Origin of the sequence: Hyphococcus flavus (assembly GCF_028748065.1) — a bacterium.
GTDB lineage: Bacteria > Pseudomonadota > Alphaproteobacteria > Caulobacterales > Parvularculaceae > Hyphococcus > Hyphococcus flavus.
This window is the reverse complement of sequence record NZ_CP118166.1, coordinates 812,712-825,321: the sequence shown is the minus strand read 5'-3', so window position 1 is coordinate 825,321 and position 12,610 is coordinate 812,712. Positions and strand designations below refer to the sequence as shown.

Sequence of the window (12,610 nt, the reverse complement as noted above, 5' to 3'; positions counted from 1 at the left end):
CGGGGAATCCCCATGCCTAAAGTTCTCGTTTCTGACGCGCTTAGCGAAACGGCTGTCAACATCTTCAAAGAGCGGGGTGTTGATGTCGATTATGAACCTTCACTCGGCAAGGACAAAGACAAACTCCTGTCGGTGATCGGCGATTATGACGGACTTGCCGTTCGTTCCGCTACCAAAGCAACCGCTCCTATAATTGAGGCGGCGAAAAACCTGAAAGTCATCGGCCGCGCTGGTATAGGCGTCGACAATATCGACATTAAATCAGCGACTGCTGCCGGTATTGTCGTCATGAACACGCCATATGGCAACGCCATTACGACAGCGGAACATGCAATCGCCATGATGTTCGCGCTTGTGCGGAATATTCCGCAAGCGAACCAGTCTACCCACGCAGGAAAATGGGAAAAATCAGCCTTCATGGGCGCGGAAGTTTTCGGCAAAACGTTAGGTGTCATCGGGTGCGGCAACATTGGTTCGATTGTGGCCAATCGCGGCGTCGGTCTGAAAATGCGCGTTATCGCTTTCGACCCCTTTTTGACGGAAGAACGTGCTGTGGAGCTTGGCGTTGAAAAGGTTGACATTGGCGATCTATTGAAACGCGCCGACATTGTGACGCTGCACACGCCGTTGACGGATCAGACACGCAACATTCTGGGCCGGGACAATCTTGCAGTTTTGAAAAAAGGCGCGTTTGTCGTCAACTGCGCACGCGGCGGGCTGGTTGACGAAGCAGCGCTAAAAGACGCGCTGGATGAAGGCCGGATTGCCGGCGCCGCGCTCGATGTTTATGAAACAGAACCGGCGACCAAGCATCCTTTATTCGGTCATCCGAAAGTCGTTGCGACGCCGCATCTTGGCGCGTCCACACGCGAAGCGCAGGAAAATGTTGCGATTCAAATCGCCGAACAGATGGCGGATTATTTAATCCGCGGCGCCGTCTCAAATTCGCTGAACTCGCCTTCAGTCACGGCGGAGGAAGCGCCGCGATTGAAGCCATTTGTTTCACTTGCTGACAAGCTTGGCCTTTTTGCCGGTCAGCTTACCCAAACGGGCGTCAAGGAAATTGAAATTTCTTATGAAGGCGAAGTATCTGAACTCAATACCAAGCCGCTGACCGCTGCCGCCGTAGCGGGTGTGTTGAAGCCTATGCTTTCAGAAGTGAACGTCGTTAACGCGCCAGTGCTGGCGAAAGAGCGCGGTATATCCATTGTTGAAACCTATCGTGACGACGCCGACAGTTATGACAGCGTCATCCGCTTGCGTATCGTGACGGAACAGCAGGACCGTACGGTCTCCGGCACCATTTTCGGGGCGCTGCCGCGCATAGTGGAAATCAAGGGCGTCGAAATGGAGGCGGCGTTCGCCCCACACATGCTTTATACGACTAATGAAGATAAGCCAGGCTTCATCGGCGCGCTCGGTCAGACGCTCGGCGCCGCCGGCGTCAATATCGCAACGTTCAATCTGGGCCGTTCCGCGCCCGGTGAGGGGGCGATTGCATTGGTCGCCGTCGATGATCCGGTGAGCGATGACGTGCTCGAAAAAGTGCGCGCGCTGCCGCATGTGACGCAGGCGGCGGCGCTCAGCTTTTAAAACTACTCGTCTGTTTCGAGCATTACCGGCGCGCCGAACCCAAGCTCGGTGAGGCTTTCGGCTTGCGTCGCTGCATCGCCAACGATGATATAGTTCATTGCATCAGGGGTGATGTAACTGTCCGCGAGTTCCTGGATGCGTTCCACTGTCATCGCTTCGACGATTTCATCCTGACGGCGGACATAGTCATAAGGAAGATCGTAGTCAGCGATATTTTGAAGTACGCCGAGCTTGGCGCCGAGCGTTTCAAAAGCGCGCGCCTTGCTTTTCAGCAGAAAGCTTTTCGTGACGTCGAGATCTTCCTCGGTGAAGGTTGCGCCGTAATTTTCAAGGATGTCTTTGACCAGCGCGGCCGCCTCAAAAGTCACATTAGACCGGATGTTGCTGGAAATCGAAAATGCGCCATAGCGTTCAGATCCTGAAAAGCCGGAACCGATGCCATAGGTGTAGCCTTTGCTTTCGCGAAGTTCCTGCGTAAGGCGAGAAGCGAAACCGCCGCCGCCAAGGCGATAGTTCATCACCAGCGCCGGATAATAGTCGTCATCCGTACGTTTGAGCGCGGGATATCCGAAAGTGAAGACAGATTGTGTGGCGCCGGGCATGTCATAGAAATATACGACGCTTGCATCCGGCTCGTTTGGAACTGAATATTCAGGGTAATCGATCTCAGCTCCAGACCAGCGACTATTCAAACTGGCTAATGCTTCAAGCGCTCTTTCTTGTGACACTGCGCCGACGATGCGGAAGTTTGCAGCAGAAGGGCTTATGTAACGCTCATAATATGCTTTGAGATCGTCAATCGTCATCGTTGCGAGCGAATCCATATCGCCGCGAACGCTGGTTGCTAAGATGTGGCCCTCGCCAAACATAATTTCACCGAATTTGTTGCTTGCGATAGCATTCGGGTTGGCGCTGGCTGCCTGCAGTTCAGCAGTGACGCGTTGCTTCGCCAGTGCGAATTCTTCCTCATCCCAGCGAGGCTCGAGCAGGATTTCTTCAACTAAACTTAGCGTTTGTTCGAAATTTCTGGCGAGCGTCTGGCCTGAAATCTGAAATCGCTCATCACCGGCGCCAATCCCGATGCTGGCGCCTAAAGCGGCGATTGCTTCTTCGAGTTCAGCCGTGTCACGCTGCGCGGTTCCTTTATCCATCATAATCGACAGCATATAGGCGACGCCGGGCATGGTGGGATCGTCAAGATAGTGGCCGCCGTCAAAGGATAGCTCAAACCGCACCAGCGGCAGTTCGCTATCCTCGATGCCGTAAACTGAAAGGCCGTTATCAAGGCCGGCCTCCCGGATGTCAGGAACTTTCACGACGGGCTTTTCGCCGTAAGGGGGCTCTTCAGAGCGATCAAAAGACGAGGGCGTGCGTTCATACTCCGCCGCAATGCTTGCATCGAAAGTTTCTTCTGCACCCTGAACGATTTCTTCTTCGACAACTTCAGCGCGAATTGACCCGTCAAGAATCAATTCCGAAGAACCTTTCGGCACAAAGCTTGTCGCTATGAACGGCCGGTCTTTAATGTAAGCGCGATATACGCGCATCACGTCATCTGCGGTGACGGCCTGGATGTTTTCTATATCCTGATTGATGAATCCGGGGTCGCCGGTAAAAATCTCATACTGAGCAAGATTGAAAGCCTTGCCGAGCACGCTTTGGATGCCGTTGTAGAAAGAGACTTCCTGTTCGGTTTTTACGCGGTTGAGATCTTTTTCGTCTATGCCGTCCGCCTCGAACCGGGCAAAGCCCTGGTCAAGCGCGCCTTTAACATCATTTAAATTCGTTCCGTCATAGGCGCGAATCTGAAGGATCGTTTCGCCCGAAAGTTCGGAGTTGTATCCATACATGGAAACGCCAGGCGCAACTTTTTCTTCGTCAATCAGGACTTCATTCAATGGCGCGCGTTTGCCGACAGCCAATAAGTCGTGCAACACGTTCAGGGCGTAATAGTCCGCATGGAATTGCGGCACAGTCGGCCACACCATTGTCAGTTGCGGCAGTTGTGCGAAATTATCTTCGTGAAATAAAAGCTTCGATTCACCAAGCGCTACGGATTGCTTTGGCAATGGTTCAACGTCCGGGCCGCGCGGGATTTCGTCAAAGTATTTCTTTATCCAGCCGCGCGCCTGTTCAGGATCGAAGTCACCTGCAATAACTAAAGTAACATTGTTAGGCGTGTACCAGTCGCGATAGAACTGCTTCACGTCATCCAGCGTCGCTGCGTCAAGATCCTCAAGCGAGCCGATCACTTCCCAACTATAAGGGTGATCATCCGGATAAAGAGCCTTGGTGATGACATAAAAATTATGGCCGTAGGGCTGATTGTCATAGCTCTGACGTTTTTCGTTTTTGACAACCTGTTTTTCTTTGGCAAGCACAGGCTCGGTGACGGTGTTAATGAAAAAACCTATCTTATCGGCTTCAGCCCAGATCATTTTTTCAAGCGCGTCTTTTGGAACGGTCTGGAAATAGTTCGTGCGATCACGGCTGGTCGATCCGTTTGCGCCGGAACCGCCGATGCGTGCGGACATGGCGTCAAGGCCGCCTTTGCCGAGGTTTTCAGATTCCAAAAACAGGAGATGTTCAAAAAGATGAGCGAAACCTGTGCGCCCGGGTTTTTCTCGTGATGATCCCACATGTGCGGTTAATGCAACGGCGACAACCGGATCGGAACGGTCAATGTGAAAAACAACTTTGAGGCCGTTATCCAGCGTGAATTCTTGGAATTCCACTAATGTATCGGAGTTTTCTGTCGACTGACTGCTCTGGCTGCGTTGCGTTGTTTCTCCGCAACTGACCAAGCATGCGGCGAGTATGGCGCACAATACAAAAGGCAGTTTTTTCATTTTCAATCCCCAAGACACAAGCGCGGCAGGCATTTTCTTATTAGTAGCACGATGTTTTCTAATAAAACAGTCAGTCATTTTTAAATAAGTAGACACGCCTGCAGCTAGGCCGGTCCAGCTGAGGCTTCAGATTCTTCCACAGTGACATTCATGCTGAATGAGCGGCGCTCGCCAACTGTCCGGAATGGGTAAACGCAATGAAACATATGCGAAGGAAAAATATAAAAGTCGCCAACCTGAGGCTTCGCCATGAAGTTTGTGAAAGAGTACGCAGCATCAGTTCCGTGTGCAAACTGAATATGCGCATGGGAAGGGTGGTGATCCTGGTAGTCTTCTTCCCACTCCTGCTCAATACCATCGGGTAATTTTAGATAACCGACACAGGAAATCGTGCAGCCCGTGTGGATGTGAAGCGGATTATATTCATTCTCAAACTGCCGAACGAACCAGCCTGAAACGATGTCGAGGCCGTATTGTTTCGTGGAAGGGTCGTACTCTCCGAGGGAATTCCGCTTTTTTGCGAAGGCGTGATATTCAACAAGCGTTTGCCCAACATTGGCGGCGGCCAGATTGATAAGGTCCTGATCAAAGCGTAGTTCCTGACGGACCTTTCCGACAAGATGGTCGGAATGATCAGCAAGTTGCTCAGACATCGCTGCATTCATCTGTTCAACAAATGCCGCCGGCATTTTGAAGTACCCCATCACCGGGCCAAAGGGTGTGAAAAACTCTTTGTCTTTCGTGGGCTTGAAGATAGGGGCCATGAAACTTTTCTCCCGACCGAATGGAAACTAGCGTTGCCTATACAATAACGCTGGCAGACGCCGAATGGAAAATCCTGAGAAGGACATTGCGCCGCATACAGCAGGCTAGGAAACATTCATCACGCTGAGGGGAGTTCACGTGGTTCGGTGGTTGGAACACATTGACCGGGCTCCGGAAGCGCTTATGGTGCGCCGCGTAAAATCCGGAAATTCGGCAGTGGAGGCAATATGGCTGACGTCGCGGTTGTCGGCGCGCAATGGGGTGATGAGGGCAAGGGCAAGATTGTTGACTGGCTCTCTGCTCGTGCGGACGTGGTGGTCAGGTTCCAGGGCGGGCACAATGCCGGTCACACGCTGGTTATCGATGGCGCGGTTTACAAGCTGTCTCTGCTGCCGTCAGGGGTCGTAAGAAAGGGCTGTCTGGGCGTTATCGGTTCGGGTGTGGTTGTTGACCCAACGGCATTGCTTGCTGAAATCGAACGGATTGAGGCGCAAGGCGTTCGTGTCACGCCTGAAAATCTTATCATTGCCGAGAACGCGACTCTGATCTTGCCGGTGCACCAGGAATTGGATGCCTTACGTGAAGGCGCCTCAACCGGCGTTAAAATAGGCACGACCAAACGCGGTATTGGTCCGGCTTATGAGGACAAAGCCGGGCGGCGCGGGCTTCGCCTCATCGACCTGGCTGACCAATACACATTAAAAGAAAAGATCGAAAACCTGTTGATTCATCACAACGCTTTGCGTCGTGGGTTTGGCGTCGCCGATTTGGATGCACAGGCCTTGTATGAACAGCTTTGTGAAATTGCGCCAAGGATTATCCCGTTCGCGCAACCGGTATGGCGTGTCCTTGATCAGGCGCGAAAAGACGGCAAACGCATCCTGTTTGAAGGCGCGCAAGGCGTCTTGCTTGATGTCGATCACGGCACGTACCCTTATGTAACCTCATCCAACACAGTGGCCGGCCAGGCGGCAACAGGCTCAGGACTTGGTCCGCGTGCGGTCAATTATGTTTTGGGGATCGTTAAGGCTTACACAACCCGTGTGGGGGAGGGGCCCTTTCCAACTGAACTTACCGACGACACGGGCAAACGCCTTGGTGAGCGTGGTCACGAGTTTGGCACTGTCACAGGCCGCCAGCGCCGATGCGGCTGGTTCGACGCCTGCCTTGTCCGCCAGTCGCTAAAGATTGCGGGCGTTGACGGCATCGTTTTGACCAAGCTGGACGTCCTTGACGGCTTTGACGAACTGAAAGTGTGCGTGGGTTATAAAATTGGCGGCAAGAGCTACGACTATCTTCCATCTGGAGCGCATATTCAGTCAGAGGCTGAGCCTATTTACGAAACCATGTCGGGCTGGAAAGGATCGACGGAAAAAGCGCGTTCCTGGGCGGACTTGCCGGCCGAGGCTGTCAAATATGTGCGCCGTATAGAAGAGCTGATCGAGACGCCGGTGGCGTTGGTGTCTACAAGTCCCGAGCGTGAAGACGTGATATTAATGCGCGATCCGTTTCAGGACTGATGAAGCTCTCGGGGATTTGACTGGCGCAAGATAGCGGCGTTGCCTCAGGGGCGGTAGGGATAGGTATGAAAAATATAAAGAACCTTGTATTCGCCGGGATCATCGCCATTGGCGCTGTCGCTTTTTTCACATTTGGCCGCAGCGCCGCGACTGACGCGGAATATGTCTACGATGGCGAACCGGAAATCATCGCGGCTACGTTCGAGTCTGCCTGGTGCTCCGCTTGCAAAATCCTGAAACCGAGACTGGCGAAAGTTATTCCCGACTTTGCCGATAAGCCGGTTAAATTCGTATCGTTGGATTTTACCTTCGGTCAGCGCGCGGACATTGAAAAGCAGGCTGCGGCGGAAGGTCTGGCTGATATTTATCCCCGGTTTGAGGGCGCTACAGGATTTACGCTGCTTGTCGACAAAGATACTGGTGAAATCATCGATAGTCTGACTGTGAGTTATGATGAAAACGCTATGCGCGCCGCCATAGCACAGGCAGTCGCTATCGCTTCACAAGGCTCGCCTGATAACGAATAAAGCTTTTCGATTTTTATCTGTCCGTGTGCAAACGGAACCAAATTGTCGAGCGATGAATTCCTGATGACATAGGCGCTCATCAGCTTTCTTGAAGAGAGTCTGGCGCCGATTTAACTTGCGGAAGTTGCATTTTTGAGGCACGATAAATGTGTTCCGAGGGGCGTCCCGCCTGTCGACTTTGTTTGACAGCTCGCGCGGCACGCACCTTCCGGCGTATGCATTCGAGCTTGTTCGAACAGCCCGCCTGAAGGCAAGTCGCGCCATATTGACAATGTCACAGCGAGCACGGGCAAATGGGACTGAGACGAACCCTTTTGAACCTGATCCGGGTCATGCCGGCGCAGGGACGGAACGCCTGCCAAAGCCCTTTGTTGGCGGCAGCCATCAAAGGGTTGAGCCCAAAGCCGATTTCCTCATCGCCGGATCCCAAGGTTATAGCAGCGGTGAGGAGACCGGCGAAATGTTCGGTTTGAGTTTGGAAATTTTTTCGCGCCGGTATACGCATAAGCGTATGCGGAATTTTGTTTTGTCTTTTATCATTACGCTTGTTTGTGGCGTTACTCCGGTCGCCGCCGATGAGGCGTGCACACAAACTACTCACGACCAAATCGATTACGTTGTCTGCCGGTTTGATCCGCAGCGGGATGATATTCGCCTGTTTCTCAACAATGACGACGGCGAGCCATATGGTCATTTCAACTGGGTGAATGAGGCGCTGGCGAAGAAGGGTGAAACGCTCGTGTTCGCCATGAACGCCGGGATGTATCATGAAGATAGATCGCCAGTGGGTTTGTATGTTGGAGCTGAGCAAAAAGCTGGAGAAATTAAGTATCTGCTCAACGAAAATGATGGCCCCGGAAATTTTCATTTAAAGCCAAACGGCGTTTTTTATGTTACCGGTCGCGGTGATGCTGCTATCCAGGAAACGCAAAAATTTAAAGGAGTTTGTGGTCAGCTTTTTCGATACGCCACCCAATCCGGCCCAATGCTTGTAATCGATAATGAAATTCATCCACGATTTCTATCGGATTCCGATTCTCTCAAACGCCGCAATGGCGTCGGCGTAACGGAAAATGGCGAAGTAATTTTTGCGCTCGCTGACACGCCCGTACGGTTTTATGATTTCGCGATGTTTTTTCGTGACGAATTGAATACGCCGAACGCGCTTTACCTCGACGGAACCATCTCGCGTCTTTATGCGCCGGAATTGAACCGTAACGATCCTGGCGTTGCCATGGGCCCTATTGTTGGCGTGGTGGTGAAGAATGACTGAAATCATCATCGACAAACGATTTTGCGGACCAAAAACATCCGCCAATGGCGGTTACGCGGCCGGCCTTTTCGCCCAAGTCATTAACGGGCCTGCAGAAGTCATGTTGAAAAGTCCGCCGCCGCTGGATGCGCCCATAACGCTGAAAGATATAGGTGATGATAACTTTCATGCGCTTCACGGAGAAAATCTGGTCGCGGTCATTCGCCCTGCTAATGTAATTGTCAGCCCGCCGACATTGCCGGATGACGACGGGGTTCAGCACGCCCATGACCGCTATCTGGACGATGCTGGCGGCGAGCACATGCTGCCTTATTGCTTCGTATGCGGAAACAAACGGAAAGCTGGCGACGGGCTGCGTATTTTTTCCGGCCCGGCTCCGGATAGCCCGGTGAACGCTGATTTCTGGACCCTGGCGAAAGATCTGGCGGGAAGCGACGGCCTTGTCCGGCCAGAGTTTCTATGGGCTGCGCTCGATTGCCCAAGCGCCTTTTCACTGAGGCTTTGGCCAAGGCTCAGCCTGCTTGGCCGGCTTGCGGCGGATATACGCCGACGCCCCAAGCCCGGTGAACGCCTGATCGTCGCCGCATGGCCCGAGAAATCCGAAGGCCGCAAACATTTTGCAAGCACCGTTCTCCTTGATGCCAACCGCGACATCATCGCTGCGGCGAATGCTGTCTGGATTGAACTCAATGATCCGGAGATGCTGGAAAAGCTGAGAGCTGAAAATAGATAGGGCTTGATTGTCGTTCTTGGCTGAGAAGAAATGCCTACAGATTTCTTGAATTGATTACTTAGACGCGAGAGCGTATTAGATAGGCACGCTATCTTCAGTTGGTTCATATGTTCCTATTACGGCCTATCGTCACCATTTTTGCGATCTTTTTCTTGTCTGGCTTTGCTACCGCACAGTCTTTGCAGCCTGATGCTGACGCAAGCACGAATGGGTGGGTGGTTTCGTTCGCTGCGGGCGACCTGCCTCAAACCGCTGAAATTTCATTACCGCAACGGCTGGATACCGTATTGGAGTCCGGCCTTCGCGAGGCTATTTCTACATATCTGTTAAACACAGGTTTTTCCGTTACTGACGAAGAATGCGTCGAATGTTATTCAGTGAGCTACAAGGTGAGCGAAAGAAAAGAAAGCTTCGCCCTTCCGCCGGGTCAATCAATTGGGCTTTCTTACGCCGCCCCTGGTGATGAGGGCCGCTATACTGGCGCGGATGCGGCAATCACGGCTTTCTTTGGCGCTCTCGAATATGGCGTGAAGCACGATAAAGTTTCGAACGGGTCGCTCCAGATCGGCGTCATAGTTAGCAAGGGCAACGAAAGAGTATGGTCCGGTTTCGCTGCTGCGGAACGGCGCGGCGGCGCCAGGGGAGATATTGTTGAAGGAATGGCGGATATTCTGCTGCAATCTTTTGGCGAGGCAGCCCGGATAGACGACGCAACATTCGATGTTACAGAATCCGGAAAGTATTCTTTCACGACCGTTTTGACATCTGAAACTGAATAATTCTGCCTTTCACTTGCTTTGGTGGTGGCTTTTCTGGAAACGACGCCCCTGAACATACCCTTGCTGCGGCGCGCCCCGTTTGTTACCACTTACCCATTCCGAGGGGCGCCGGCGCACCGGCTGAGATCAGATTTCGTCATCTGGGCACCCTTTGAACCTGTCGGTTAAGACCGGCGCAGGGACGGAGGAAAGACATGATCACCACATCTACCGTACTGACGTTGTCACTGGCGAAGGCGTTCGGCGTTTACATGATTGCCGGCGGGCTTTCGGGCTTGCTCACGCCTGATCGCTGGAAGGCGATCCTTGACGAGTTTAACGCGAGGGCTGGCCTGACCTATATCGCCGGGGTTTTTGTATTCGTGCTCGGCGCGGCGATTATCATGGTCCACAATATCTGGACCGATCCGCTGGCGATTATCATCAGCCTTGTTGGATGGGTCGCGGCGGCGGAAGGATTGATCCTGATCGCTTATCCGGACCCGCTTTTGAAATGGTCGGCATCATTCGTACGTCCCGGCGCAGTCAAGGCGTTTGCAGTTTTCACAGTTGTATTCGGTGTTGCGCTTCTTGTGCTCGGTGTCACCGGCACGGCTGGCGCTGTCTGATCACGCGTAGACGCCACAAAGAAATTAACTTCTATTAGAGAGTTTCAAATGAACAAGCACGTCCCCCAGTCCGAATTCAAAACCCCGGAAGTGACCACGGGTTCGCTGCCGTCGAGCCGCAAGGTTTACGTCGCAGGCGATCAGTACCCGGATTTGAAAGTGCCGGTGCGCGAGATTGATCTGCACCCCAGCGCGGGCGAACCGGCTGTTCCGGTTTATGACACGTCGGGGCCGTACACCGACCCCAATGTAAACATCAATGTTGAAAAGGGCCTCGCGCGCACCCGCACCGCGTGGATCAAGGAGCGCGGAAACGTCGAGGAATATGACGGCCGCGAGGTCAAACCCGAAGATAATGGCGGCGTGACCGGCAAACATCTCGCCCGGGAATTCCCGATCCGCAACCGCCCCTTGCGCGGCACGGGAACGGGCCCGGTCACGCAGTATGAATTCGCCAAGGCGGGCGTCATCACCCGCGAGATGGAATTCGTCGCCATCCGCGAGAATTTGGGCCGCAAGAAAATGCTCGAAGGCGCGGAGGCGCGCGTTGAGCAAGGCGAAAGCTTCGGCGCCGACATTCCGCCTTTCATTACGCCGGAATTCGTGCGCGACGAGATTGCGCGCGGGCGCGCTATCATCCCGTCAAACATCAACCACCCGGAGATCGAGCCGCAGATCATAGGCCGAAATTTCCTGGTGAAGATCAACGCCAATATCGGCAACTCCGCGGTGGCGTCGTCGGTCGAGGAGGAAGTCGACAAGATGGTCTGGGCGACGCGCTGGGGCGCCGACAACGTCATGGATCTGTCGACGGGCCGCAACATTCACAACACCCGCGAGTGGATCATCCGCAACTCGCCCGTCCCCATCGGCACCGTGCCGATCTATCAGGCGCTGGAGAAAGTGAACGGCGTTGCGGAGGATTTAACGTGGGAAGTCTATCGCGACACGCTGATCGAACAGGCCGAACAGGGCGTTGATTATTTCACGATCCACGCCGGGGTGCGCCTGCCTTACATTCACTTAACGGCCGACCGCGTGACGGGCATTGTCAGCCGCGGCGGGTCGATCATGGCGAAGTGGTGCCTCGCCCATCACCGCGAAAGTTTTCTTTATACGAACTTTGAAGAAATCTGCGATATCATGCGGACCTATGACGTCTCGTTCTCGCTCGGCGACGGGCTTCGTCCGGGCTCCATCGCTGACGCGAACGATCGCGCGCAGTTCGCCGAACTCGAAACCCTGGGCGAGCTGACGCAGATCGCGTGGCGCAAAGGCTGTCAGGTGATGATCGAAGGGCCGGGGCACGTCCCCATGCACAAGATCAAGGTGAACATGGACAAACAGCTAAAGGAATGCGGCGAGGCGCCGTTCTATACGCTGGGTCCGCTCACTACCGACATCGCGCCCGGTTACGATCACATAACGTCAGGCATCGGCGCGGCGATGATCGGCTGGTTCGGCACGGCGATGCTTTGTTATGTGACGCCGAAGGAGCATCTGGGGCTTCCTGACCGCGACGACGTCAAGGTCGGTGTCATCACCTATAAACTTGCGGCGCACGCGGCGGACCTCGCCAAGGGCCATCCGGCCGCGCAGCTTCGCGACGATGCGTTAAGCCGCGCGCGTTTCGAATTTCGGTGGGAGGATCAGTTTAACTTAAGCCTCGACCCCGCGACGGCGCGCGACTTCCACGACCAGACATTGCCCAAGGAAGCGCACAAGGTTGCGCATTTCTGTTCCATGTGCGGGCCGAAATTCTGCTCCATGAAGATCACGGCGGAAGTCCGCGACTACGCCGCCGGCATGAGCGATAACGAGAAAAAAGCGCTCGAAGACATGACCGAGGAAGAACGCCGCAAAGGCATGGAGAAGATGAGCGCGAAATATGAGGAGATGGGTAAAGAGCTTTACTTGGAAGAAGACGCGGTCAAGAAGGCGAATGAGGGGTTGTGAGTTGAAG

The 12,610-nt window shown here is 53.8% G+C and carries 10 protein-coding genes and 1 riboswitch; of the genes, 8 read left to right on the top strand and 2 right to left on the bottom strand.

Annotated elements, in window-relative coordinates; genetic code table 11:
- Positions 1–6 precede the first annotated feature (6 nt).
- Positions 7–1,593: a phosphoglycerate dehydrogenase gene (gene serA / locus PUV54_RS04080; protein WP_420797936.1), complete on the top strand. Its 1,587-nt coding sequence runs from the start codon at positions 7–9 to the stop codon at positions 1,591–1,593.
- 2 nt (positions 1,594–1,595) lie between these two features.
- On the opposite strand, the gene PUV54_RS04075 is transcribed toward serA, so the two are convergent.
- A complete protein-coding gene (locus PUV54_RS04075; RefSeq protein ID WP_274494290.1) occupies positions 1,596–4,442 on the bottom strand; it encodes a M16 family metallopeptidase in 2,847 nt (948 codons plus the stop codon).
- A gap of 104 nt (positions 4,443–4,546) precedes the next feature.
- Positions 4,547–5,206 (bottom strand): putative 2OG-Fe(II) oxygenase, encoded by a 660-nt coding sequence (locus PUV54_RS04070; RefSeq protein ID WP_274494289.1) that lies wholly within the window; start codon positions 5,204–5,206, stop codon positions 4,547–4,549.
- 228 nt (positions 5,207–5,434) lie between these two features.
- Here PUV54_RS04070 and PUV54_RS04065 point away from each other — a divergent pair, with 228 nt between their 5' ends.
- From PUV54_RS04065 to thiC, 7 genes are all read left to right on the top strand, one after another.
- On the top strand, positions 5,435–6,727 hold the full coding sequence (locus PUV54_RS04065) for an adenylosuccinate synthase (protein WP_274494288.1): 1,293 nt from the start codon (positions 5,435–5,437) through the stop codon (positions 6,725–6,727).
- Positions 6,728–6,792: 65 nt separating this feature from the next.
- Complete coding sequence (locus tag PUV54_RS04060) at positions 6,793–7,254, top strand: thioredoxin domain-containing protein (RefSeq protein WP_274494287.1); 462 nt, start codon at positions 6,793–6,795, stop codon at positions 7,252–7,254.
- 511 nt (positions 7,255–7,765) lie between these two features.
- A complete protein-coding gene (locus tag PUV54_RS04055) occupies positions 7,766–8,527 on the top strand; it encodes a phosphodiester glycosidase family protein (RefSeq protein ID WP_420797890.1) in 762 nt (253 codons plus the stop codon).
- On the top strand, positions 8,520–9,260 hold the full coding sequence (locus PUV54_RS04050; RefSeq protein ID WP_274494285.1) for a hypothetical protein: 741 nt from the start codon (positions 8,520–8,522) through the stop codon (positions 9,258–9,260). Before PUV54_RS04055 ends, PUV54_RS04050 begins: the two co-directional genes overlap by 8 nt.
- A 107-nt stretch (positions 9,261–9,367) precedes the next feature.
- Positions 9,368–10,039 carry a hypothetical protein gene (locus PUV54_RS04045; RefSeq protein ID WP_274494284.1) on the top strand — a complete coding sequence of 224 codons (672 nt, stop codon included), beginning with the start codon at positions 9,368–9,370 and terminating at the stop codon, positions 10,037–10,039.
- Between the two features lie 91 nt (positions 10,040–10,130).
- A riboswitch (TPP riboswitch) is annotated at positions 10,131–10,238 on the top strand.
- A complete protein-coding gene (locus PUV54_RS04040) occupies positions 10,234–10,647 on the top strand; it encodes a DUF2065 family protein (RefSeq protein ID WP_274494283.1) in 414 nt (137 codons plus the stop codon). (Overlaps the previous riboswitch by 5 nt.)
- Before the next feature lie 48 nt (positions 10,648–10,695).
- Positions 10,696–12,603: a phosphomethylpyrimidine synthase ThiC gene (gene thiC / locus PUV54_RS04035; protein ID WP_274494282.1), complete on the top strand. Its 1,908-nt coding sequence runs from the start codon at positions 10,696–10,698 to the stop codon at positions 12,601–12,603.
- Positions 12,604–12,610: the final 7 nt, after the last annotated feature.